At 50.4% G+C, this 25,657-nt stretch carries 21 protein-coding genes and 1 pseudogene; 6 read left to right on the forward strand and 16 right to left on the reverse strand.

Annotation, left to right across the window (positions count from 1 at the left end):
* Positions 1-52 precede the first annotated feature (52 nt).
* A complete protein-coding gene (locus tag ASF12_RS05855; protein WP_056030812.1) occupies positions 53-529 on the forward strand; it encodes a GyrI-like domain-containing protein in 477 nt (158 codons plus the stop codon).
* A gap of 139 nt (positions 530-668) precedes the next feature.
* Here the strand turns inward: ASF12_RS05855 and ASF12_RS05860 are convergent, their stop codons facing one another.
* The 11 genes from ASF12_RS05860 to ASF12_RS05910 form a co-directional block, all read right to left on the reverse strand.
* Positions 669-947, reverse strand: coding sequence for a hypothetical protein (locus tag ASF12_RS05860; protein ID WP_056030814.1), 279 nt, complete (start codon positions 945-947; stop codon positions 669-671).
* A gap of 33 nt (positions 948-980) precedes the next feature.
* Entirely contained in the window at positions 981-2,687 is a 1,707-nt protein-coding gene (locus ASF12_RS05865; RefSeq protein ID WP_056030817.1) for a hypothetical protein, read from the reverse strand.
* Between the two features lies 1 nt (position 2,688).
* Positions 2,689-6,234, reverse strand: a complete 3,546-nt coding sequence (locus tag ASF12_RS05870; RefSeq protein WP_056030820.1) for a DUF4132 domain-containing protein — start codon at positions 6,232-6,234, stop codon at positions 2,689-2,691.
* A 20-nt stretch (positions 6,235-6,254) separates the two neighbouring features.
* The gene (locus ASF12_RS05875) at positions 6,255-7,424 is read right to left on the reverse strand and encodes a VWA domain-containing protein (protein ID WP_056032872.1); all 1,170 of its coding nucleotides are present in this window, start codon (positions 7,422-7,424) and stop codon (positions 6,255-6,257) included.
* A 38-nt stretch (positions 7,425-7,462) separates the two neighbouring features.
* Complete coding sequence (locus tag ASF12_RS05880) at positions 7,463-9,859, reverse strand: DUF5682 family protein (RefSeq protein ID WP_056030823.1); 2,397 nt, start codon at positions 9,857-9,859, stop codon at positions 7,463-7,465.
* Positions 9,847-10,947, reverse strand: a complete 1,101-nt coding sequence (locus tag ASF12_RS05885) for an ATP-binding protein (RefSeq protein ID WP_081418625.1) — start codon at positions 10,945-10,947, stop codon at positions 9,847-9,849. The genes ASF12_RS05880 and ASF12_RS05885 overlap by 13 nt, the downstream gene beginning before the upstream one ends.
* 344 nt (positions 10,948-11,291) lie before the next feature.
* Positions 11,292-12,761, reverse strand: a complete 1,470-nt coding sequence (locus ASF12_RS05890) for a serine hydrolase (RefSeq protein ID WP_056030830.1) — start codon at positions 12,759-12,761, stop codon at positions 11,292-11,294.
* 222 nt (positions 12,762-12,983) lie between these two features.
* On the reverse strand, positions 12,984-13,451 hold the full coding sequence (gene bcp, locus ASF12_RS05895; protein WP_056030833.1) for a thioredoxin-dependent thiol peroxidase: 468 nt from the start codon (positions 13,449-13,451) through the stop codon (positions 12,984-12,986).
* 128 nt (positions 13,452-13,579) lie between these two features.
* Complete coding sequence (locus tag ASF12_RS05900) at positions 13,580-14,371, reverse strand: ABC transporter permease (protein WP_056030836.1); 792 nt, start codon at positions 14,369-14,371, stop codon at positions 13,580-13,582.
* 7 nt (positions 14,372-14,378) lie between these two features.
* Complete coding sequence (locus ASF12_RS05905; RefSeq protein WP_056030839.1) at positions 14,379-15,173, reverse strand: ABC transporter permease; 795 nt, start codon at positions 15,171-15,173, stop codon at positions 14,379-14,381.
* The gene (locus tag ASF12_RS05910) at positions 15,170-16,216 is read right to left on the reverse strand and encodes an ABC transporter ATP-binding protein (protein WP_056030842.1); all 1,047 of its coding nucleotides are present in this window, start codon (positions 16,214-16,216) and stop codon (positions 15,170-15,172) included. The genes ASF12_RS05905 and ASF12_RS05910 overlap by 4 nt, the downstream gene beginning before the upstream one ends.
* Positions 16,217-16,505: 289 nt before the next feature.
* Between ASF12_RS05910 and ASF12_RS05915 the strand changes: the two genes are divergently transcribed.
* From ASF12_RS05915 to ASF12_RS36495, 5 genes and pseudogenes are all read left to right on the forward strand, one after another.
* On the forward strand, positions 16,506-17,558 hold the full coding sequence (locus ASF12_RS05915) for an LCP family protein (protein WP_056030844.1): 1,053 nt from the start codon (positions 16,506-16,508) through the stop codon (positions 17,556-17,558).
* Positions 17,559-17,774: 216 nt separating this feature from the next.
* Positions 17,775-19,085 carry a glutamate-1-semialdehyde 2,1-aminomutase gene (locus ASF12_RS05920; RefSeq protein ID WP_056030847.1) on the forward strand — a complete coding sequence of 437 codons (1,311 nt, stop codon included), beginning with the start codon at positions 17,775-17,777 and terminating at the stop codon, positions 19,083-19,085.
* A 14-nt stretch (positions 19,086-19,099) separates the two neighbouring features.
* On the forward strand, positions 19,100-20,041 hold the full coding sequence (gene coaA, locus ASF12_RS05925; RefSeq protein WP_056030850.1) for a type I pantothenate kinase: 942 nt from the start codon (positions 19,100-19,102) through the stop codon (positions 20,039-20,041).
* 112 nt (positions 20,042-20,153) lie between these two features.
* Positions 20,154-20,486: a hypothetical protein gene (locus ASF12_RS05930; RefSeq protein WP_056030852.1), complete on the forward strand. Its 333-nt coding sequence runs from the start codon at positions 20,154-20,156 to the stop codon at positions 20,484-20,486.
* Positions 20,477-21,008: pseudogene (locus ASF12_RS36495) on the forward strand (Rpn family recombination-promoting nuclease/putative transposase); the annotation flags it as partial. The gene ASF12_RS05930 and the pseudogene ASF12_RS36495, both read left to right, overlap by 10 nt.
* Positions 21,009-21,205: 197 nt before the next feature.
* On the opposite strand, the gene ASF12_RS05940 reads toward ASF12_RS36495, so the two are convergent.
* From ASF12_RS05940 to ASF12_RS05960, 5 genes are all read right to left on the reverse strand, one after another.
* On the reverse strand, positions 21,206-22,060 hold the full coding sequence (locus ASF12_RS05940) for an inositol monophosphatase family protein (protein ID WP_056030855.1): 855 nt from the start codon (positions 22,058-22,060) through the stop codon (positions 21,206-21,208).
* Between the two features lie 106 nt (positions 22,061-22,166).
* A complete protein-coding gene (locus ASF12_RS05945) occupies positions 22,167-23,015 on the reverse strand; it encodes a sulfite exporter TauE/SafE family protein (protein ID WP_056030857.1) in 849 nt (282 codons plus the stop codon).
* A gap of 94 nt (positions 23,016-23,109) precedes the next feature.
* On the reverse strand, positions 23,110-24,156 hold the full coding sequence (gene uvsE, locus ASF12_RS05950; RefSeq protein WP_056030859.1) for a UV DNA damage repair endonuclease UvsE: 1,047 nt from the start codon (positions 24,154-24,156) through the stop codon (positions 23,110-23,112).
* Between the two features lie 3 nt (positions 24,157-24,159).
* Positions 24,160-24,477 carry a hypothetical protein gene (locus tag ASF12_RS05955; RefSeq protein ID WP_046232147.1) on the reverse strand — a complete coding sequence of 106 codons (318 nt, stop codon included), beginning with the start codon at positions 24,475-24,477 and terminating at the stop codon, positions 24,160-24,162.
* A gap of 41 nt (positions 24,478-24,518) precedes the next feature.
* Positions 24,519-25,628 (reverse strand): D-alanine--D-alanine ligase, encoded by a 1,110-nt coding sequence (locus ASF12_RS05960; RefSeq protein WP_056030862.1) that lies wholly within the window; start codon positions 25,626-25,628, stop codon positions 24,519-24,521.
* Positions 25,629-25,657: the final 29 nt, after the last annotated feature.

Raw genomic sequence — 25,657 nt, forward strand, 5'->3', positions numbered from 1 at the left:
CGACAGCCGTTTACGCTCGAATGGAAAATAGTCCAGCACAGGAGGGATTAGAATGAACGTTTTGAAGGAGGTAGTCCTTACAGAGCGGGAAGCTTTTCACGTCGTAGGACTACAATGGGAAGGCACCTTTGCCGAAGCAGCAGCAGGCGGAATTAAGGAAATTCAGAAGCAATTCCAGCAGCGTGTGACGGAAATCAACCATGTGCGGGAGCGCAATAAGCTGCTCGGGCTTTCTTTTCACACGACAAGCACAGGCTTTACTCATTATGCGGCGGTTCAGGCAGAAGCAGTAGGCTGTGTGCCCGAAGGCATGTACAGTCTCTCTATTCCCAGTCTGACCTATGCCACATACGATCATCAGGCGAACGAAAACATAGAGGCTTCCTACGAATACGTATATAACTGGATCAGACAAAACGGACATAGGCCACTTTCGGATGGCTTGACGCATTTGGAATTTTATCCAATGAGCCGTGACCCTTATGCACCGAACCCGGAATTCACCATCCTCATCCCGCTTGCAGAATAAGCTATCATTCATCCATATTCCTAGAAAAAAAGAGAAGGAACCGACCTGCGCAGCGCCACAGTGTCCGGTTCCTTCTCTTTGCATGCTGGAAGTGGCTCCAGCTCGCATGCTGATATCCTCCCTAAAGCAAGGAGGCTTGTTACTTCTGTCCAGCAAGCTGAACATATTGATAAAGCCGGGAGCTATGAAGGAGCAGTTGCTGCTCCTCGCCGCCTCCCAGCACCATTTTGCGCCCTTCGCTGGCCACTTGCTTCAGCAGCGTAGACAGAAAGTCCATCTGCAATCGGGCAGCATCCTCCGCTTCGCGCTCCAGCCATTCGATATCCTTCAAGGCAAGCTGCGCGGTCCCACGAAGCAGCAGCTCCTCAAACCAGCTGCGCAGCCGCTGCAATCCATCGTAAACCTGCTCCAAAGCCATTCCATTGCTCCTTTTTCCACCTGCTTATTGGCCCTACATATCCAGCTTTAAGCTAATCAACTTCGTATTATGCAAAAAGCTGATCGGATAAGCCTGGCCGCCCTCTATTCGCACAAATGCATAAAACTGTTCAAGCGACGCAGCGCCGTATCCGGCTTCCAGACGTTTGACGGTCTTTTCCCAGTCCGCTTGATAAGGAAGGATCAGCTCCAACTGTTCGCCTGTTTCATCCTCTACTTCGAGTAAGAGGCTCTGCGAGCTTTTATCGAACCGATTCCCTATGATCCGCGCCAGCTTAATTAAAACAAGCCGTTCCTTTGCGTCTGAAAATAATGCTGGTTCCCCCGCTCCAACACGCCGTAAAGCGGGCAAATCCGAGGCGAGCCGCCCCACATTAAGCTCGTTAATGGATCGACGGGCAACGAGAGTAAGGTTAGCCCCTTCGCCTGAGGATAATCTGCGCTCCTCGTTCACTTTAATGTGCTCGAACACCAGCTCTTCTCCTGCAAACTGGCGCATCGTCAAGCTCGCAAGCCAAGGCGAATAGCTGGCATAATGCTTGGCAAATGAAAAATCATTGCCTTCATAATACACAGCGCGCGCGTCACTATAGGTGTACATCTGCCCATCATCGAGCCCGTACATATAATAAGTGATGCCCCTAAAGCCTGAACGTGTCTCCCACGGCTCGGCGCCAAGACCGTATAGGCGCAGCTTCGGCAGCTCATAATATTTGCTGCGAAAAGTCCCGATAAGCTGCTCCTTCTGAGCAGCAGGAAGCGTCTCCCGTTCGAGCAGCTCCAGAGCAAGATACAGCTTGGTGACGCGATCCAGCAGCTCTATCATCGAAAATCGGACATGCCGGTTGAAAAACAGCTCGAGCTCGCCCTGAATGCCGCGCAAGCCGCGCTCCACGTCCGGCAGCTGGCCACTGCGTGCTGTGACAGCGAGCGTTTCCAGTTGTGCCATATACGACTGGGGTAGACGGGCAAGTCCCGTCCGCAGCATCGCAGTAAGCAGCTCTTTGCATTCCCTTACGGTATCGGGCGAAAAAGCGACCTTATACACTTTGCCGCGCAGCGCTTCCAGATCATCCAGTCCCTTTGAAGCTCGGTAACGCAAGAGGGCTTCCAGCTTTAACAGCTCTCCGGCCCTCTCCTTTATTTTGCAAAGCGCCTTAGCCGGGTTTGCTTCCTCAGTGAACGAAACCTCAGCACCTTGGAGCTTGAGACAGACCGTAAGAAGCGCATTTTGTGTCACTTCCAGCTCTTCCGGGTAGCGCAGCCGAAACAGCACTTCTTCCACAAGGGATACATTAAACGGCTTGATCAGCGGTGAAAGCTCGGCAGCCAGCAGCCAATTAAAGCGTTCCGCAGTGCCGTCTGGCTGTTGCTTGCTGCCTTCTAACTCTCCTTCCTCGTGTGCAGAAGAAGACGAAGAAGATGATGATGGCAGCTGCTGTGCGTAAAACAAAATGGCAATTAGCACATGCTTGCATAAGCTTTCTGATGGACACGTACATTTCCAATTTGTCAGCGTATTTTCCAATATGCAGATCGTTCCATCATTCAACTCACAGCTGACGGATGATGCTCCCCAAGCATATTTGACATCAGTGCCTTTGCCGATATCCTTTAACGCCCGATTATATAAGCCCTTATTCGAATGCCGAACCAAATAATCCTCGGTGCATAGCTTGGCAAACTGCCCAAAGCTCGTCTCAAATGCGGCAGCTGACATGCTAGCGCCCTGATGCCCGCAAAATATCATAGATCGTCTCACTGAATACACGACCTGGAATTTTGCCCAAAGCTAGAGCTGGAATATCACTGTAATAGCTGTATTGGCCTTTTTCATTCGCATGGAATTGCAGCAGCTCCAGCGTAATGTCCTCCAAGCCTTCGTAATAGGTGATGCTAGTCCCGCTAAAGCGCAGCTCGGCAAGCCAATCACCATAGTCCTTATACAGCTCGCTATACCAGCCGCCATCCTGGGCTGACCCTTTGTACCAGCCATATTTCTCAAGCGCCTTAGGGAACGCTGTAGGCGAAAGCTCTGATCTCGGCAAATCCTCATATACTGTGCTTTGCTGATTTTCTTCTTCCACGAGATGGATTTGACGATTCAACTGCTCAAATGGCTGCTTGATTTCATAATCGTCCAGCTGTGATTTCCAGCCCTCAAGCGCTTCCTGATCCAGCTCAAGCGGATGAACCAAGCCGACCTTGGCTCCATCAGCAAGCTCGTATTCATCTTCATCTACCGTATTAAAGGTGCCATCCTCCATATAACGGAACGTGTCTGTAAGACTGCCTTGTTCATACATGCCCCAGATGAGGCCCACAGCAAACTTCTGCATGACGATATTGCCCACGAACAGCGCCGTCCATTCTTCGGCGGACCATAGCCGCTGTTTAGACAACGATTCTTCCAGTCGCTGCGCTTGGATACCGACCATCGTTTTCAAATCTTTTTTGAGCAAATTGAAATCAGCCTTCGCTTTCGCAGCCAGCTCCGCATCATCCTTTTGCCCCGGCGCAGGCAAGCTTTTGAGCGGTTTGCCTGTTTCTTCATTGATGACGATAACCTCCAGACTCCGGTTCACCTTCACCTGGAAGGTGCGCTCGCCATAGCTGAATTGCTGAGCACCCTTATCATCAAAGCCAAGCGACGTGACCAGGCGGTCTTCGAGCTGCTCTGGCGTAAGTCCTTGATTTTCCGCTGCCAGCTGCAGCGCCTCCTCAGCCGCGCCCTTTACCTGGCGGTTTTTGACGGTTCGCTTGATTTTGTCAATGGCCATTAATGCGGCAGGCTCGCTTAAATAAGATAAAGCCTTGACCGCTTCCGCCGCCATTGCGCCGCGGCTATTTTCCGTCCATTCCTTAATTTGCGGAGCTAAAATTTGTATCAGCCTGCGATCACCGAACAATGCGCCTACATACAGCACCCATTTTTCCTTCGCAGGCGCTTCGCTTTGAATCCACAGCTGAATGAGCTCCGCTGCGAAATTTGAAAGCGAATCGCTGTTTACATAAGAACGCAGCTCGTTCAAGCGCTCATTCGGAGCCGTCGTATGATCCATCGATTGAAGCATCAAATACGACTTGATTCGGTCATCTATTTGCTGCCCCTCCAAATCCAGCAAGGCTGGCAAATCATTTACGGACAGCCAGCTGAGGCGGGCCGTTTTTTTGGCATCCGCTTGATCTGCAAGCGCTGCGTGCGCATGAACTGGGCTTAAATCAGCCGTATCCAGCAAAATTTGAATAAGCGTGCGCCAGTCCTCCGATTTTTCCGTTTCCAGCAATTGCTGGTATGCCGCCTTGCTGCCTGTTACGCTGCGCAGGGAGTTTAGTACCAGCTCTTTAATCGCTGCTTTTTTCTCGGTGCGATAAAGGGTTAAATATAATGTTTCGTCAGGCACTCGGCTGAATTCAGCCAGCGCAGCTCCGCTTGCCTTTTTCGATGAATCCAGCAGCCCCGCACGGATTGCTTCCGTCAGCTGTTCAAGGGTCAAAGCATCGCGATCCTCAAAGGCAATTTCAAGCACCGTCAGCCGAGAATCCGTAGGTAAATTCTTATATTGCTTCAATGAATCCGTTAAATTATTTCTAATAATGGATCGATATTCGCTTTGCGGCATCGAACGGTAGTAATAATCTCTCATGCCATTAAGCATCAGCAAGCCCGAAAGCAGACGCTCACGGCTCACCTCAGGATCTTCACCATAAAGCTCCAGCAGCTTTTGTCCGCTAAACGAATAGGAATGGTACATTTCCGACACGAGAGTCAGTGCATCGCATTCCGGTCGTGTAATCAAAATGGCCAGCCGCCTTATATAAGGCGAATCGGGAGGCAAGAAGCTTACAGCTACAAGCAGGCTTTTGCGTTTGCTGTCCCGGTTCCTTGGGTCAAACAACGAGCGATTCGTTTCATCCTTCCAGTAATCCTCGAAGGAAGTTTCCCCTTCCAAATAACGGGCGAGAAACAGACCATGACGTCCTCCCTCCGATTGTCCCCTTAATACAGCGAATACCGCTTGCGTAAGCGTGCCGGCTTCATCTGACAATGCAATCCCGCCATCTGTGAGCACCTTATGCAAATAAGCTTTGTAATACGCCGAACGTAAAATTTCATAAGCACGCAAAGCTTGATCCGGCACACTAAGCACATAGCTTTGCAGCGCGCTCCACGGCACCATATAGCTATTCAGCTCTCCGCTTAGCCGTTCAATTAACTCATAAGGCTCCTGGAAAGGAACGATGCCCTCCAGCAGCTCGTCCGGCTTTTTGGCGCGTCTGTCGAGGGCAAGCAAATGCTGGCGGACCTCAAGCGGATATACTTCATGCAGCGTTCTGACTGCATCAAGCAGCGCTAAGCCTACATCCCCCGGCTCGTCCAGAAACAGCTGCTTGCCGCCTTTAACGTTAATGACATATAACAAAGCGCTATGAATCTGGGTCAATGTCCGATTAAATTCGATGCGGGAAACTTCTCCGGTCTCCTGTGCTTGGAGATCAGGATAATGTGCCGCAATCGTTTTTTCGCGTTGGCTCGTTATAAAATCCGCGTTCAGCTCCCTAACAGAATAATTTTCCTTTGCTTTGAACGGGTACGCGATGATCGGCTTCACCGCAGCATTCAGCAGCTCGCGAAGCTGCTCCGTATTTTCGGCCAATACCGCTTGCAATATTTCCGGAAACTCGCTCGCGAGTCTTTGGCTGTTAAATTGATGGGTCGAGGTATGATCAAGCAGGGAATACAACTTTAGAAGCAGCAGCGTATTAATAATAACGCCTGTATCTCCAGCATCCTTTTTGCCAAAATTGCATTTGCTAACCCTGCTTTTCAGCTCATCCATAATCGCCTTATCTCCGGCAAATTTATGTATTTTCTCCATTCGTGGCAGCAGTGATTGCAAGCGCTGGCTTCCCGCTTTGCTTTTTCCTGCCAGCCCTAAAGCATAATGCCCGTCGCCCAAGCAGATCGCGAGGCTGTATCCCTGCCAATAATAGCTTCGGCTAGCATTGAGTCCCATTCGCAGCATGAGTGCACCCGCACGAAAAAACACATCGCTGTCATCCTTCTTCGCAAGCTTCTCAAATAGATCCATCGAACGGTAGGCATATTGCATGGAATCAGGCAGCAAATCCGGGAATTGCTCTGTTCTGCCCATTACATAATCGATAATGATTGCGCTGCGGTCCGTATTCTTCGAATACTCCTGAGAGAGTGCTTCTCCAAACTTTTCAACCAAGGCTTCAACTTCACGGTTTTCCGTTATCATTTTCCGAGTCCTCCCAAAAATTAAGTTATAATATCGCCGATCCAGTCGGCTAGCTCATTTGGTGTAATCGCCGCAACATGAGCCCCCATATTGGTGAGCGTCTGCGCCGCATGTTTGTTATAAACAGAGTCCCCGTTAAAATCGAGTGCGGTCAGCACCAGCAGCTTGCAGCCTGCGTCCAAAATATCTTTGCAAGCCTTATACATATGCTGAATCGGGTAGCCTTCCTCCAGATCGCTGACCAAAATGTAAATCGTTTTGCCAGGGTTTTCAATCAGCGTCTCGCCATAGCGCAGCGCTTTGGCAATATGCGTACCGCCGCCTAGCTGAACGTTCATGAGCAGATCCACGGGGTCCTCCAGCCTGCTCGTCAAATCAACAACCTGGGTATCAAAAATAAACAAGTGCGTGCGCAGCGCATTCAGCTTGTAAAAAATGCTCGCCATCACCGCGCTGTAAATGACCGAGTCCAGCATGCTCCCGCTCTCATCCACGCCAATAATAATGTTCCATTTGTTATGCGGCTGCACATTGCCGTCAAAGTAAAGACGGTCGATCACAAATCTGCCTTTTGTGCGATCATAGTTTTTTAAATTTCGAGAAATGGTTTTCTTAAAATTTAAATTGCGCAGCGACTTCACAGAGCTGCTGGTGTAGCGGCTGCGTTTGCCGAGTATGCTCGCTTTCGCCTGCGATTCGAGCTTCTGCCGCAAATCCTCCACTACTGCACGAACAATTTCCTTCGCGCTTCTTAACACATCGCCCTTCATCCGACCTTTGAATTGCAGGATGTTCTTGAGCAGATTCATGTTAGGCTCAAGCGATTGAAGCAGCTTCTTATCCGTCAGAAGCTCGGTCAGCCCATAACGGTCCAGCGCCTGCTTCTCCAATATTTCCACCGTCTGCTTCGGAAACAGCTCCCGCACTTTATGCAGCCACTTGGGAACGGTAAGCTCTGAGGCTCCCCGCCCTGCTGATCTTCTGTAGCCCTGCTCCTCGCCATATTCGCGATCATATAAATAGGCAAGCAGTTCATCCATTTCTGTATATGAAAAATGTTCAGGCGAATAGCCTTCGGCTTCGCTTAAGCCTTCCTCGGCAGCCTCCCCAAGGATGAGCCGCCAGCGATTCAAGGCCTCGGCCGATGTACGGCTGCCTGTAGCAGGGGGAGCAATCGGGGCTTGTCCCATCTCACCATGCTCATGCTCACTTCGCTCATTCTGCCTGTTCAAATCAGCTTCCATGCGGCAAACTCCTTCCGAATGGCTTCATCCAGCGCCTTGGCTTGTATAAGCGTCTGCTCGTCGATGGGCGGACGCTCCAGCTCTTCCGGCTCTGCTTGATGCCGTTTAGCGACCCGCTCTGCAATTAGCGACGTCTCCATTGGCGTAAAATAGGTGAACGCAAGCCGCAGCTCCGGCACCATCGCAATAAAATCATCAGGAGGAAGCTCCTCGATTAAATAATTCAATTCTCCCAGCAGCAGATCATCGTACAAAAAAGCATCGCGCGCGATTTCAAACATCCCTTGCAAATATTTCGCCGTCTGCTTGGCCTGCTCCGGCGTTCCGCGAACGTAGCTTCTGGCGCGCTCCACCATCTCTTCACGTGTTCGGTCTCCAAGCCCCGCTAATATAGCCATCGCCACTCCCTCCAATTGCGGGGAGAGCTTAGGGTCCGACAGCAGCTCGCTCAAATGCCCCCTGAACGTATCATTCTGAAAATGCGATTCAGACGACTCCGCCAGCATCGCCAGCAGCTTAAGCCCTTGTATAATCGCTGGATGCTCATCCGAATGGATGGCTGCAAGCCCCAGCAGCTTATCTACCGCATTGTTATAAGCTTCCGCTACGAGCAGCGGCAATTGTTCGTCTGCCGCAAGTCCCAGCAGTCTGCCATGCTGGCGCAAACGATTTAATACCGTAAGCGTTTGACACAGCGACAGAAAATTTCCATCCTTGCGCAAAGCGGCCTGCACCTGCTCATATAACCGCCTCGCTGTATCCTGCAAGCCCATAAGAAGAGCCTGCAGCAGCGCATTCGCGATTTCGCCGCTATGATGATCGGGAAGCTCCTGTATCCGTTCCCCGATTTTGCGTGCTGCCGCCTCCTTGAGCGTTCCTCCATACAGCGAGTTTTCGATTAATCTCGCCTCAATGCGGGACGAATACGCGTAGACCCAAGTTTCACGAACGAGATTCATATGCCGATAGGCGACCCAATCTGGTCCAGACTCCCGTATTGCAAAATCCGGAACGAGGAAGCTCGCGCATTGCAGCAGTTGGCTAAGCAGACGATGCTCCGCCTTGGCGTACAGATCAAGCACCTTCTTGTGCTTGCCGGTCGTCTTAATCTGAAGCCCTGACGCAGAGCAGCGATTCTTAAAATCTTCCACAATCGGCACCGTAAACGGATTGGGAGCGACAATGCCGATTTTATCCCCTGTCAGAAGCAAGCGCAGCTCCTCAAGCGGCTTGTCCGTTGCTAGCGTCCGCTCCCCCTTCACGAAGGAGGAGAGCGCGGCGTCCAGAAGCTCGTACACCCCGCCTTCCCTTTTGCCCCGAAGCACCGCAAGCCCTTGAAACATGCTGTATGCCTCAATCGCATCGCTCGTCGAAACCTCCTCCTGGCCTTTGCGCAGCTTGCGCATCAGCTCGGATAACAAGGCGAGCGCTGTCTGGTTATAGGGCTCTGTTTTATGCTGCAGCAGCTTATTCCAAATCAGCTCATAATAGTTCACATAAGGCATCCCGCTCGCATATCCATTCAAGCGATCCGCTTCTTCGAACGTGTAGACCATCGGATACAGCTGCTGCTGGATGGCTCCACCTTTTTTTCCCTGCTGCTCCTTCTGCTGTTCTTCCCTCGCAGGACTGTATGCTTGGGCAGCTTCCAGCAGGCCGTACGTATGAAAGCCGCCAGTAATCACTAGAACATGCTTATGCTTGGACACAGCTTGCTTGATGCACTCTCTCATATACTTCTCTCTCGCCATATCTCCGGAGGCACGAAGCTGTTCCTCCGAATAGCACATACGAGATAACGCGCAGTAAGTAAATACATTCCGTACAAAAGCTTCCGTCGTTGCTGCTTGCCCTTCGATTTCGAACAGCTTTTCCCACAGCTCATCAAAGCTGCGGCAGTTCATTTTACGGCATAAACGATTAATAAAATCGGAGCTGGCAAGCAAGGTTTCATCCTGGATGGACGTCTCCTGTTTTTCAGCTTTGGTTCTCGATTCGTGACTATAATCCAGATCAATAAACGCCGCCGGTATGCCAAGATGCGCCGCTTCCTTCATGGCCACATACTCCGGAGAATAACTTAACAGAGGATAATAGCAAGCCGATCTTCCGCCTTGTTCATCCTCGTAAGTGCAATACAAACTGACAGGCGTCTCCGTCGCCTCATCCGCAAGCACCGGAATGAGCGGAGTGCCGCTCGCTGGCCCTTCGATCAAAACAATGTCCGGCTTATATTGCTTCATCACCTTCAGCAGATGAAAGGAGCACGCAGGGCTATGATGGCGGATGGGAAAATAAACGGTGCCGCTGCTCAGGTTAAACACCTGCTGATCAAATAAGGACGGCAGCTCCTTGTCAGCCTCGCCCGTTAACCAATCCATTTTCTTTCCTCGTAATAGTCCTTCCATATTACATCTTCCTTGGAGCGTTCTTTGACGACCTTGGAGAAGTAGGTTTTCAGGATGGACAAATCCTTCTCATTTTCCTTGGCAATCGTTCCGAGCATATTTTGCACGAGCCGATCAAGCGAAATCGATTTATTTTCATAATAATAGGAGGTCATCGCGCTTTGAACATAGACAGAAACAGCTTCTGCCGTGCTCATGGAGGCTGCGGGGATGTCGATTTTGTAGCCTTCGCGCGTAATGCCGGAGCGGAGCTCCATAAATGTCGTCGCCAGCAGCTCGACCACATTCAGGTCAATTTCCGCGTCAACGCCACTATGCATAAGCAGGCTTCGGGCTTGATTTTTAATAATTTCCGCTTCCATCTTCATGCTGCTGACAGGCTTAATCGTCTCGAAATTGAATCGGCGCTTCAAGGCACCGCTCATTTCGTTGACGCCTTTGTCGCGAATATTCGCCGTTGCTATAACGTTAAAACCCGGCTTCGCAAATAATACGCCGCCGTCCAGCTCAGGAATATTCATCACCTTGTCGCTCAAAATGCTAATTAAACTGTCCTGCGCTTCCGCTGGGCAGCGCGTAATCTCTTCAAAGCGGGTCATAATGCCCTGTTTCATTCCATTATATAAAGGCGCTGGCACAAGCGCGGCCTCAGATGGGCCTTTGTCCAGCAGCATCGCATAATTCCACGAGTATTTGATCATATCCTCCGTCGTCCCGGCTGTGCCCTGAATCGTATTCAGGCTCGTCCCCGATATGGCCGCCGACAACAGCTCACTGAGCATCGTCTTCGCTGTGCCTGGATCTCCAACGAGCATTAAGCCCCGGTTGCCTGCCAAAGTGACAACGGCCCGTTCGATCAGCACATCATTTCCGTAAAATTTGCGGGTAATGGCGACTTCTTTGCCGTCCACGACAGCCGGCTTGTCTCTGCCAATTATAAAGTCACGCACATAGGCCGGAGACAGCAGCCACTCGGGCGGACGCTTTCCGGTATCCTCTTCACGCAGCGCCCGCAGCTCTGCTTCAAATAACATCTCAGCCGGCGGCTTGATCATATCCATCATTGTGATCTCCCTTTCGCAAAAACAGATCATATGTTCTTATTTTTTTATAATACCATAGCACACGCCGTTCTTTCAAAATATTGGACAAAAATGGTTGTTTCGAACCATTCATTTAGCACCATCGGTCTACATTTTCCGCTATAAAATAGGTCTCATCTTTGATAATATTTTGGGATTATATGTATTTGTAGTTGGGAGGGGCTGTAGCTTACGAACATTTCATTTATTTGTCTATGGGGAATTAACGTGGTTGAAAGCTTGTTTGATTCGGCAAAATGGAATGACCGCCCTCGCCCTGCCGGAAACGCTCAAGCGAGCGGCGGCCATCCCAAACTTCAAAATTACTGTTCTGCCGCCAGCTTATGCACCTGCTGCAGCAGCTTTGTCATATCCATGCCGGCGTGGTTGCCGAGCAAAATAACCGTCATTCCGCTATCCAAATTACGCAGCATTCCTGTTGCATAGCCACTACCGCTGCCATTATGGAAAACGCCCTTCTCGCCGTTCAAGTTAATTGCAATCCAGCCGTAACCGTAATTTTTATCCGAATGCGGCGTGTACATCGCTTCAAGCGACTGCTCGCTTACGACCTTGCCTGCCCGAAGCGCCTGATCCCATTTGAGCAAATCATCGACGGTCGAATACAGCGTTCCCGTTCCCGACTGCGATACATAATACGGCGCTGCGGCCCACTCGTTATTTTTTTGCAAAATATAGCCCTGAATGGTCGGGCTTTCAGGCGTAGCCGTCCCTGAATTTTTCATGCCCAGCGGAGTTAGAAAATGCTCGTTCACATAGTCGGCATAGCTTTCGCCAGCCAGTTGCTCCAGTACATAAGCTAGCAGCACATAACCGTTATTGCTATACAAATAAGTAGTGCCCGGTTCGTATTTCAGCTGCTTCGTCCGAAGCTCCGCAATCGTCTGCTCGATGGTAACGTCGCCGCTTCGTGTAAATTCAGATGGAAGCCCTGACGTATGCGACAGCAGCATATGAATAGTTATATCATCGCCGCGGGGAATACCCGTTACGAATTTGGACACCGGATCGGTTAGGCTCAGCTTCCCTTGCTCAACCAATTGCATAATGGATGCCGCTGTGAATGATTTTGTAATGGAAGCGATACGGGACTTGGCATCCGGACGATTCAATTTATTCGTTCCGGAAAAGCCATAGCCTTTACGAAGCAGCACCTCCCCGTCCTTCGCTACAAGCGCCATGCCAGAGAAGCCTTCGCCCTTCAAATAGGCGTCAATCGCGGCATCCTCTTTGCCATACTTCGTTACTGCATCCGTCTGAATCCGGATCGTCAGAAACTCCTTCGTCTGTGACAGCTGCAGCGATGCTTTGAGCGCATCCGTTACTGAACGCAGCGGAAGCATGAGTGTGCCTTTTATGTTTAGAGAAGGCGCGGACATGTTCATGGCCAGCCCGTCCACCGTTATTACGGACGTTCCCGCCGGATGGACGATGACGTCTCCGTTTACTTTAATCGTTGCGGTTTGCGTCTTCCCATCCCATTCGATATTGCCAGCAGCTGCTTTGCCTGCTTCACGAAGCGGCACGAATGTAGTGCCGTCCTTAATAAGCGGCTGTACATTCCATACCACCGCCTTGCCATTCACCTCGACTGCGATCGCCTTGCTGCTAGCCGGTTGCACTGCCTCTACCTGGCTGCTTGGTTGTGCGGCCGCCGCTGCACTGCCAGCACCAGCAAACGCTGTTACGGCAGCCATTCCGATCAGTGCACTACGCGCCACTGTGTGCCCGTTAAACCATCCTGCTATCTTCTTTCCTCTTATGCCTGTCATTTCATGCCAACTCCTTCTTCTCATTCACTTACGCTTACAGCTAAACCTATTCGTTAGCCAAGCCTGCAATCCGTTCAACAATCCTTCCTCTATTATAGACGCAGCAAATGGGAAAATGTAGCGGCGCCATAAATGAACAAAGGCGCGCAGGCAGGTTTAAGCTCCTGCTGCGCGCCACTTACTCTAGCGCTATATGATATATATAATAATAGGCCGATTTTATTAAAGCTCCTTCAGAGCCTCTACCACCTGCTCCACATGCCCTTTTACCTTCACCTTGCGCCATTCGCGTGCAAGCTTGCCTTCGGCGTCGATTAGAAAGGTCGAGCGTACGACGCCCATATACTCCCTGCCGTACAGCTTCTTAAGCTGCCATACGCCGAACAGCTCGCATACTTCATGCTCCTCATCCGCGAGCAGCAGAAACGGCAGCTCCTTCTTCGCAATAAACTTCTCATGCGACTTCACGCTGTCAGGGCTAATCCCGATGACAACGGCGTCGCGGTCAACCATCCCTGGATAGGCATCGCGAAAATCGCAAGCCTGATCGGTGCAGGTGGGCGTATTATCCTTCGGGTAAAAATAAAGCACAACCTTTTTGCCCAAGTAATCGCTAAGGCTCACCTGCGTCCCATCCGATTCCGGAAGCTTAAAATCCGGCACCGCTTGTCCCACTACTATCGTAGACATGTATTCAACCTCCGCTTCCCATTTCTATATGTATGTAGAACTATGAACATTACTTCGTGTATTGGACACTCTTGACTTACATTGAAACGGCGAGGAATAGTTCCTCGCCGCATTTAAACAACTATTCATTACGAACCAGCACCGCGATAACGCTTCACGCCATGGTTCCACAGCAGCAGGCCGAGCGTGAAGAACACGAGGCCTACGACCGGTGTCAGCAGCGCGAGCTGCGACAGGTCATCCGCTTTCTTTTCGAGGAAATACGAAGCGGGAATGACGCCGACAAATGCGAACGGCAGCAGCCAGGTCAGTACGAAACGAATCATTTTATTGTAAATGTTAACCGGGTAACGCCCATAGTTTTGAATATTGTACATGAGCGGCACGATGCCGGTCGGAGCATCCGAGTAGAAGGAAATTGCCGACAAGGCCGTATAAATGCCCGCATACACGAGCACAGCCCCAATAACGAATACCGCCAGCAGCACAATATCCATGACATGGAATGGCAGACCCAGCTCGCCCCAGCAAACAAACATAATAATTGCACCGACAACAGAACCGATCAGGGAAGGCGGATCGACATTTTCGAGCAGCACCTGAAACAAATTATGTGCCGGACGCGTCAAAATCCGGTCCATTTCCCCTTTGACAATATACCGCTCGCTGAAATTCCAGATGCTGAAAAAGGTGCTGAAAATGCCATATGGAATCATGAAGAAGCCATAGACGAACACGACCTCTGCCTCCGACCAGCCGCCCAGCGTTGGGGTGTGGCGAAAAACAATTAAAATGAAGATCAGATTCATGAACTGAAACATCATATCGGACAAAATCTCGATCCAGAAATCCATCCGGTAGGTCAGCCGTGTCTTCGCGTAGTTTTTAATATATTCCCAAAATAATTGTGCGTACAGCATGCCTGACTTAACCTCCTTGCACGAACAGACGCTTGCGCGCTGCCCGCCATGTGAACCAGATTGGCACAAGCAGCACGACGAACCATACTACTTGCAGGCCAAACACGCCAGCTATTTCGCTGCCCGGCGTCCTGCCTGTGAATACAGAGCTCGGCAAATACGTGATGGCCTGAAACGGCAGCCATTTCATAATCGCTGCGAGCCAGCCTGGGAAAAAGGCAATCGGCACGACAACGCCGGAAAATAAATCGACCATTACGCGTTTCATCCGCATCATGCCCTCGTTATTTTCAACGAAGAAGGCAAACAGCCCCGTTAAAATGTTAATTTGTGAATTAATGAGAAAGCTGAACAGCAGCATAACTAAATAAATCATCCATGTCATCGGATCGGTCGGCAGTGTCACCGGAAATATCAGGCAGACGATGATCATGCCCGGAATCATGAACAGCAGCAGGCGGAATAAGCCTTCGCCGAAGCCCTGCATCATTTTCACGAGCAAATAGGAATACGGTCTGGTCATTTGGGTAGCAACGCTGCCGTCCCTAATGTCATTCGCGATTTCACGGTCGAGATTGTTAAAATAAAACGCTCTAGCCATCCACGATACCGCGACATACGTCGTCATCTGGGCGACGGTAAAGCCCGCCAGCTCCTGCTGCTCTCCGAAAATCGCTTTCCACAAAAAATAATACGCCCCGATGTTAATCGCATAAATAACGATACCACTGTAATAATTAACGCGGTATGCCAGCATCGTAATAAAACGGATGCGAATAAAATCCAGATAAGCGCCCATCATGAGACCGTCGTCTCCTTAAGCGCTGCCTGCTGCTCTGATTCTGTGCTAGCCGAGCCGGAGCGGTAAATTTCACGAACGATTTCATCCGTGTTCGTCTCCACAATTTTAATGTCCTGAATCGCAGCACCGCCTACGACTTTGGACAAGGCATCAGATACATTGATCGCATGCGGCAGCCACATTGTTGCCGTCAAATCATTGTCCATTTTCCACGTCACATCAAGATCGCCAGTAAGCGCTTGAAGCGTCGCCAGCTTCGTCTGCGAACTGAACTCAAAGTGAATTTCGCGTCCCTTGCTCCAGCGGTTTTTCAAGTCCTCCAGACCGCCATCATAGATAATGCGCCCATCATCGAGCATAATGACACGCGAGCACAGCGCTTCGATATCTTGCAAATCATGGGTCGTGAGCAAAATCGTCGTGCCTTCCTCACGGTTCAAATCCTTCAGAAATTCGCGAATTTCTGTTTTCACAATAATATCCAGCCCGATCGTCGGCTCATCCAAAAATAAAATCGACGGATTATGCAGCAGCGAAGCGACGAGCTCGCAGCGCATCCGCTGGCCGAGGCTCAGCTTGCGGACAGGACGGTTGAGCAAATCGCCAAGATCAAGCCGCTCAATCAAATTGTTCAGCCGCTTGCGGAAATCGGCCTCCGATACACGGTACACTTTACGCAGCAGCTGGAACGACTCAATAACCCCGATATCCCACCATAGCTGCGAACGCTGTCCGAACACAACTCCGATTTCAGCGACAAACTTTTCGCGGTCCTTGTAGGGAACATAACCATTGACACGCAAATCGCCGGAGGTTGGCACTAAAATGCCGGTCAGCATTTTAATGGTTGTCGATTTGCCTGCGCCATTTTCACCGATATAGCCGCAGATTTCGCCTTGCGGGATTTGAAAGGAAATATCCTTTACGGCTGTAACCTCCGTATACTCGCGTTTGAACAGGTCTTTCAGCGCCCCGGACAGCCCTTCCCGGTTTTTCTGTACATTAAACTGCTTGCGCAGATCCTTAACATCTATTGCCAGCATTTGTTAGTCTAGCTCCTCTCCGTTAATACGGTCGACATTCCCCGGGAAATTATGCTAATCCCCCGTTTGCAAAAAGAGCGATGATTCACGGTCATCACACTTCATTATCCTATATTCTGATAAAACTTGCTTCCGTATGTCCTTCCGAATTATAATTTTACAATATGTAATCATACAGCAGATGGCAGGGCACGTAAATGCTATTAGAGAAACGTTTTACAATGGCAGTCAAGGGGAATGAATGGAAGACGGGGTACTGTGAAATTTTGAAAGGGGCATTACTAGCATAATGGAAAAACGGCCGAAGAAAGCTAAGCTATCAAAAACGTGGAAATGGATTCTGACAATTGTCCTTATTCTGCTGGGAATCGGTATTGCTTATGCAGGTTACTGGATTTATGGCGTTTATAATGCTACGTCGGATTTCAATAAACCTAAAGAGGAATCAAGATTTTCCAATTTTGAGGACACTGGACTCGAAGCACCTAAATGGGAAGGAACGGAGCGCGTCAACATTTTGCTGCTGGGCGGTGATGCTCGCGGCTTGGATGAAGGACAAATTCCGCGTTCAGACTCTATGCTTGTATTATCCATAGACCCAACTACTAAGAAAGCACATCTCTTGTCGATACTCCGCGATACTTATGTCCCGATTGAAGGACATGGACGGGGACGAATTAATACTGCTATCACACTTGGTAAGCCTGAGCTGGCAATGAAGACGGTCAGCGATTTGCTTGGACTCAACATTCAGTATTATGTATATACCGATTTCGAAGGCTTTAAGAAATTAATTGATACATTAGGCGGCATCACGATCGATGTCGAGAAGGATATGCGTTATACCGACAATGCCGACGGCAACCGTTACGATATTGATTTGAAAAAGGGCGTCCAGCTGCTGGATGGCGATAAAGCGCTGCAATATGTACGCTTCCGCCACGATGCGATGAGCGACTTTACACGTACGGAGCGCCAGCGCAAGTTTTTGCAGGCTCTTGCCAAGGAGATGCAATCGGGCTGGAATATTCTCAAAATGAAGGAAATATTGGAGAACGTCTCTCCTTATATTGAAACGAATTTGACCGTCACCGATATGCTCAAGCTCGGACAGCTTGGCATGGAGTCTCATGTCGCTGGTACCGCTCAGGTTCCGCCGATGGAAATGATTACGGATGAAGATGTTGGCGGCGCTTCTGTACTTGGCGTACGCAATGAGGACGAGCTTAAGTCTTATGTGGACACGCTGCTGGAAAGCGACGATACGCTCGCTTCGCCTGAGGTTTCACCTGACGCAGATGGCAGCAGCAGTCCAGGAGCTTCGGCTACACCATCACCGTAAGCCAAACCAAGCTCTACACAGAAACCGACAATTGAATAGAGTCAGTAGCATGTATTATTGCTGGAACTGGAAGTTCGCTGCTTGAATAAGCAGCAGATTGATGTTTGTCGTCCTCATTCCGAGTGGAATGAGGACGTTTTGATGTTAGATATTTAGGCAGGCAATCTCGCGTTCCAAGTGGGATGCTGCACCATTTTTCAAGGGGGAATTATTGTTATGACGATTCAAAGACCACGCTCCGAGGCGCTATATGCCGAAGCGCTTGAGCATATTGTAGGCGGCGTCAACAGCCCTTCACGTTCGTTCAAAGGTGTTGGCGGCGGCGCCCCCGTCTTTATGAAGCGTGCCGAGGGCGCTTATTTCTGGGATGTCGACGACAATCGCTATATCGATTATTTGGCGGCTTACGGCCCCATTATTACGGGACATGCCCATCCGCATATTACCGAAGCGATCGTTCGCGCCGCGCAAAATGGCGTTTTGTACGGCACACCGACCGAGCTTGAGGTTCAATTGGCACGCATGCTCAAGGATGCGATTCCCTCTATGGATAAAGTGCGCTTCGTCAATTCCGGCACCGAGGCGGTTATGACGACCATTCGCGTGGCACGAGCATTCACGAAACGCAGCAAAATTATTAAATTCGCCGGCTGCTACCACGGCCATTCCGATCTGGTGCTCGTCGCAGCAGGCTCCGGTCCTTCCACGCTTGGCATACCGGATAGCGCTGGCGTTCCGATTAGCATTGCCCAAGAAGTCATTACGGTGCCTTTCAATGATATTCCGGCCTTGAAGCAAGCGCTTGAACGCTTCGGCCACGAGACGGCTGCCGTTATGGTAGAGCCTATTGTCGGCAACTTCGGCATGGTGATGCCGCATGAAGGTTATTTAGAGCAGCTGTGCGCTTTGACGCGCGAGGCTGGAGCGCTTGTCATTTATGACGAGGTCATTAGCGCCTTCCGCTTCCATTACGGCTCCTCGCAAACGTTCGCTGCCTTCCCTGATCAAGCTGCTATTGAGCCGGATCTTACGGCGCTTGGCAAAATCATCGGCGGCGGGCTGCCGATAGGCGCGTATGGCGGACGCCGCAGTATCATGGAGCAAGTCGCGCCGCTCGGCCCTGCTTATCAGGCTGGAACGATGGCGGGCAACCCTGCCTCCATTTCCGCAGGCATCGCCTGTCTGGAAGTTTTGAAGACGCCTGGCATTTATGAGCGTATGGATCGGCTTGCTGGTCAGCTTGCAGGAGGACTGAAGGCAGCAGCAGACAAACATGGCTTCGCGCTTACGATTAACCAAATTCGCGGATCGTTTTCGGCCCATTTTTGCAATCATCCGGTTACGAATTATGATGAAGCACAGGATACGGACGGCGAGCTGTTCGGCCGCTTCTTTAAGCTGATGCTCGATCAGGGCATTAATTTGGCCCCATCCAAGTATGAAGCGTGGTTTCTGACCATCGCCCATACGGATGAAGACATCAATGCGACCCTTGAAGCGGCGGAGCACGCTTTCAGTAAGCTTTAGGAGAGGTCAACCCGATGCCTTCTGTAATAGAAAGGGACATGTTGATGAACCCATATTTGGACTTTGACCGCGCCGCTTGGTCGGCGCTCCGTGATCATACCCCTCTGCCGCTCACGGAGGAGGAACTGAATGAGCTGAAGGGCCTCAATGACCAAGTTTCGCTTGAAGAGGTTGAGGCGATTTATTTGCCGCTTACCCATCTGCTGAACCTGCATATCGAAGCCGCTGAGCGGCTAAAGCAGGCTTCGGCTGCATTTTTGCATATGGAGGCGCCTAAAGTGCCGTTTGTGCTCGGCATTGCAGGCAGCGTAGCCGTAGGCAAAAGCACGACGGCACGGCTGCTGCAGCGGCTGCTTTCCCGTCATGGTAACGGCCGCAAGGTCGATCTCGTTACGACAGATGGCTTCCTCTATCCCAAACGGGTACTGGAGGAACGCGGGCTAATGAAGCGCAAAGGATTTCCTGAAAGCTATGCCGTCAAGACGCTGATGGACTTTATGGGGCAAATTAAATCGGGAAATCCCCGTGTTAAAGCGCCGATCTATTCTCATCTGACCTATGACATTATTCCCGGGCAATATCAGTTTGTCGAACAGCCGGATGTGCTGATTGTCGAAGGAATTAACGTTTTGCAGGTTAGCAAAGAAGCGCACTCTTTTGTAAGCGATTTTTTCGACTTCTCGATTTTTGTCGATGCGCCCGAAACGTTCATAGAGCGCTGGTATGTCGAACGATTTTTAATGCTGCGGCATACCGCTTTTAAGAACAAGGACTCGTACTTCCATCGCTATGCAAGCCTCTCTGATGAAGAGGCTGTCGAGACGGCAGCAACGATCTGGAAGGAAATCAATGCCGTCAATTTGTACGACAATATTTTGCCGACGAAAAGGCGGGCTATGCTTATTTTAGAAAAGGATGCCCAGCACCGCATTCAGCAAATCCAGCTGCGGAATTAACTCAGCGCAGCTGCCAGCGCCCTTTTGGATGAATGGCTGACATAGCAAAGCTGCCCTCCCTGATAAGAGGGCAGCTTTATTTTCTATTTTTGAATATAAAGGAGGCATCGTTATGGGCTGGGAATATGGCATAAAGACCACAAACCCTTCGATCCTGCCTGAGCTTGTGGTACGTCTGGCTGATGCTATTCATGTAACGGAACCATACAGGCTTGAGCGTTATGAGAACAGCTTCGCCCTGCTTCAGGATGATTCTTCATGGCCAAAAATACTGCAGGTATCGATAGAAACAGCAGCTGGAACCGAAGATATGACCGATGGTGAGGCTTATGTTTACTGTCTATTTCATATCCGCGGCGAGCTTGCGGCTGGCTGGTTGAAACACATGGAGCGGGAAACAGAAGCTCAGCGATATGCTGGCAGGCTGGAGTGGTTCGAGCTCTAAAGGTTAATATATTGCATTACTCGTTTTTGCCCAATAATCAATATCATAGTGTATTTCATCTGCGGAAGAGCGTAGCGGCATCCCACTTATTGAGGATATCGAACTGCATTTCTTAGAGCTGCCGAAGCTGGATGATCGTGCAGTGCCCGCTCTACATGGCGGACTAGTCAATTGGCTGCTTTTTCTAAAGGGTACGCATAAATTCAATTGGGAGGTGCTTACTATGAACGAGCCTGTATTAAAGAAGGCTATGACTACATTAGAATTTCTTAGTCAGGATGCTGAGGCTCGCAGATTATATAAGACAGGCAAAAATCCCTTCATGATGAGGCATCTATGATTGAGGGAGCGCTTGCCGAAGGTAAGGCACGTGGAGAGGCTCGAGGAGTCCTTCAAGGCGAGCAAAAAAAAGCGCTCGAAGTTGCCCAGAAGCTTTTAGCACTCGGCATTGAAATTTCGATTATTGCAGAGGCCTCTGGTTTGTCTGAAGCTGAAATTATTTCGCTTAAGAAACAACAGTAATACGGTAGCACAAACGATGTGGTATTGCCTGATATCACATTGCTCTATATAAGACATTGAGAAAATGTTTGGATGCCATTAGCGCAGCAGCAAAGAAGCAGCCCTCAGAAGGCTGCTTCTTTGCTGCTGCGCTATAGATCGCTGCGCACTTATTTAAACAGATGACTGACCACATCCTCAGCCTGCTCTGCTCCTTGCTACTCCGTCGCCTCAGCATCCGCCAACGCCTTCAAAAACGGCTCATGCATAAGCCCATTTGAAGCCGCCACATTTCGGACGCCGAGGTGATAGCCTTTGCCCTGTGTATCTGTAACGATGCCGCCTGACTCCTGTACAAGCAAGGAGCCTGCCGCCAAATCCCAGCTGTTCAGCCCGATTTCCCAGAAGCCAGTCAGGCGGCCTGCTGCCACATAAGCCATATGGAGCGCAGCCGAGCCCGATGAGCGAAGATTGCGCACCTGCGGCGCAAGCGCCTGAATGCCCTTCAAATTCAGCGGCAGCGCATACAGATGATCTGCCGGGAAGCCCGTCGCGATCAAGCTGCTGCTGAGCGTATCTTCCTTCGACACCTGCATCCGCTTGCCGGATACATAGGCTCCTTTGCCTTTCTCGGCAAGGAACAACTCGTCCTTCATCGGGTCATACACGACCCCAACGATGACCTCTCCTTTATAAGCGAGCGCAATTGATACGACGAAAAACGGAAAGCCATGGACGAAATTCGTTGTCCCATCAATCGGATCGACAATCCATAAATATTCCGCCTCGCTCTGATCGGCGAGCGCCTGTGCTGAAGCCTCAGGCCCGGGCTCAACCCCTTCCTCACCCAAAAACGAGTGATGAGGAAAATGAGTCAGAACAAGCTTCTTAATCAGCTGCTCCGAGCCTTTATCTACTTCCGTTACTAAATCATGAGAAGAATATTTCATATCCAGTCTATTATAGTTTCCTAGTTTCGTCTTGATCCATTCGCCCGCTTTGGCCGCGCAATTTATCGCAACCGCAGTGAAGCTTTTGCCGCTTACAACTGAAGGTTCACGCTGATCACTCACGGTGCATCACCCAACTCTCTTTAATAAGTTTAACTATTAACATTATCTATTATTACGCTTATAAATCAATATGCGTTCCTGTCTTTTTGCTAGATTCTAAAAATGGCTATAGCTGCCTAATACCTTCATAGACCAATTGGCAGGCCAGAACGAGCAGGGTAACCCTTAGCAGCCATAACAGCCCATTGCCGCTCATCTTGTTTGCAACATAGGCCCCAAGCTTTCCGCCAACCCATGCGCCCGGAATAAGCGCCAGCAAAATCCACCAGTTGATTTCCCCCAGCCATACATGCGTGGCACTGCCCAATATCGAGGATAAAAAAATGACAAACATCGACGTAGCAGTTGCCGCATGCGGCGGAAAACGGAATAACAGCACCATTAGCGGTACGAACAAGGAGCCACCGCCAATGCCAAACAAACCGGAAATGATCCCTACACCAAACCCAATTACAAGCATCGGCCAAATGGCATAGCCATACGTATGCTGCTCGCCAGCTGAATCCACCATCGTCCGCTGCACCGGCCACTCCCGCGCAACCGGTTTCAAATAATTTCGCACAATCAATAAAGCAGATATAAGCAGCATAAAAATGCCAAAGGACAAATTAAAGGCGGCGCCTTTCAAAAGCCCTGTCATAGCCGCACCCAGCATCGCAGCCGGACCGCTTGTCGTAAACAGCAGCCAGGCGCTGCGGTAATCGACGATTTTGCGCTTCGCATAGGATAGCGTCGAGGCAAGCGCCGTTACAATAAGCATCGTAAGCGAGGTGCCTACCGCTGTGCCATGGTCGATTGGAGCGCCCATGAGCGAAGGCCCCAAATACATAAGCGCGGGCACTATAATAATGCCGCCGCCCAGGCCGACAATACTTCCGAACATCGCTGCTGCCATCCCTAATAATACGAGTGCAATCCATTCAAACAAGGGAGTCACCGCCTTCTGTTCAATCATGATGCGTTACATGTTCCCCTACACCATCACTTTTCATTCCTAGTAGAAGAGCACCGTCAACGATAGCTGACGGTGCTGCATGCTTTTGAAAATCTTATAGCTCGGTTACCTCAATACTGCCGCCGTCCACAATCCGAACGCCTTCGCCTCTAGCCGCCAATATGCGGAAATCATCCATAAGCGCCAGCAGCGCTTTATCCTTGAGCTTCGCTTCGAGCATGCAGTCAAGCTGCGGCGTCACCGCCGCCACCTTCCGCAAAAACAACAGCAGCTCGCCTGCATTCAAATAGTCGGCATGACTGCGCGGATTCGGACCTTCCTTCGGACTGGAAAAATGGATTTTGGGCGGCAGGCTCATTTTTTCCGCACCGTCCGCAGCCTCTGCCGCTTCGCTATTAAGCCGCTGCTCTTCAAGCAGCCACGTTTCAGCAATTTGCGGCCAAAGGCTGCTGCACAGCTTGTCCAAGGAGACGCCGCCATCATTCACTTGATGGTGATGCACATCAAGCACCATCGGCACTTCCACGGCCTGAGCCGCCTCCAGCGTCTCCACTGCATTGAACGTCTTATCGTCGTTCTCCAGCGTTACGCGGTGCCGATAGCGCTCTGGGAGCGCATGAAACTGCCGGATAAAGCGTGCACCTGCGACCATCTTGTCGCCATATGCACCGCCAATATGTATGTTGCACTTGACTGACTCCGGCAGTCCCATCGCCTCTAGCATGCGGACATGATATTCCATGTCCCGTTTGGAGCTTTCCAGCACCTCGGGCCTTGGCGTGCTGAATACGCAAAAATGGTCGGGGTGAAACGAAACCCTCAGCCGATTATTTTGCACAAACAGACCAATTTCACGAAAAGCTTCACGCAGCGCCGGATACGCATCCCAATCTGCTACATCCTGATGGGTCGCCAGCGGAATCAGCTTTGAGGAAAAGCGATACATCTGAATATCGCTCGCCTTGGCATGCTTCAAAATCCGCAGCGTACTGTGCAAATTGTCCTCGGCGATCCGCTCCAGCTTGCGCAGAGCCGCTTCGCGGTCACCAAGCTTCGTAAAATTTGCAAACGTCATCGTCCGCGATGGCGAAGCATTTTCCAGCAGCATGCTCATGGCTACGAACCCGAATCTAACCAGCATCCGCTATTCACGCTCACCAAAAAACATTTCGTAAGCTAGTGCAGTCTGCACTTTAGCCTCTTCCTCAGTCAGCTTTCTCACAAGCTCCATCTCCACTTCAGTCACTTCTTCGCCTTGAAAATTAATTTCAGCGATCGAAGCGAGGATGCGGACTATGGCAATGGCCTCATTGTTCGTCGTATACGCAATGACCTTCTGGCCGGTAGGGTATACGCGAAATCCGCTCTTTACCATCTTGCCCTTGCCGTATTCAAGCAATTCATGAAGCTCCTGCTCTGACTTGAATTTGCATACAGAATTAAACTCGGTTGAAAATCCCATGAACTCCCTCCTTTCTCTAGAGTGAATTTCCATTGCTTTTATTACGCTTCGCTAGCGCCGAAATTGATTTTTTGCTTCTCGCCATGCCGTCTCAAGGCAAGCTCAATCAGCTTATCCAGCAGCTCGCGGTAAGGCATTCCTGTTTCTTTCCACATAAGCGGATACATGCTGAAAGGCGTAAAGCCCGGCAGCGTATTAACCTCGTTAATAAACAGCTGGCCGTCCGACCTGCGCATGAAGAAATCTACGCGGGAAAGGCCCGATCCATCAATGGACAAAAAGGCGCGAATCGCCATTTCCCTGACCGACTCTGAAATTTCCTCCGAAAGCTCGGCTGGAATTTGCATGACCGATTTGCCATCCACATATTTTGCCTTATAGTCGTAAAATTCATTAGAAGCAATAACCTCGCCCGGCACAGAAGCTTTAGGCTCGTCATTGCCAAGCACCGCGACTTCGATTTCTCGCGCATCGACAAATTCCTCAACGATGACTTTGCGGTCATACTTGAAAGCGTAGTCGATTGCCGACATCAGCTCTTCGCGGTTGCGCGCCTTGGAAATGCCGACACTGGAGCCCAGATTGGCTGGCTTAACGAAGCATGGGTAGCCGAGAGCCACTTCACATTCCATTACAAAAAAGGCAGCGTCCTTCTCCCACTGCGTACGGTTGAAGTAGCGGAACACGCATTGCGGCAGCCCTTCTTGCGCAAATACCTTCTTCATCGTCACCTTGTCCATGCCTACTGCCGATGCCAGCACGCCTGCGCCGACGTACGGAATGTTAGCCATTTCGAACAAGCCTTGAATCGTGCCATCCTCGCCAAATGTGCCATGCAGCAGCGGAAATACGACATCAATTGCCGTTGCTCCAGTTGCTGCACCTGATGTATCTAAACCGGCAAACAGCGGAGCAAGCGGAAAGCCCTCTCCGGAAGCGGCTGCTGCAAGACGCAGCTCGCTGACGGTTTGCGGCTTGCTGCCTAGCTTGCCGCCCACTCTCCACTCGCCCTGCTTAGTAATATAGAAGGGGGTAATTGCGTATTTATCGTAATCAAATTCTCCCATTACTGCGAACGCTGTCTGCAGCGAAACTTCATGCTCGCCTGATTTTCCTCCATAAACAAGTGCTACGTTTACTTTCGTCCCCATCGCATATCCTCCGGTAAAATAATAAATAA

It is taken from the genome of Paenibacillus sp. Leaf72, from assembly GCF_001422685.1.
GTDB lineage: Bacteria > Bacillota > Bacilli > Paenibacillales > Paenibacillaceae > Pristimantibacillus.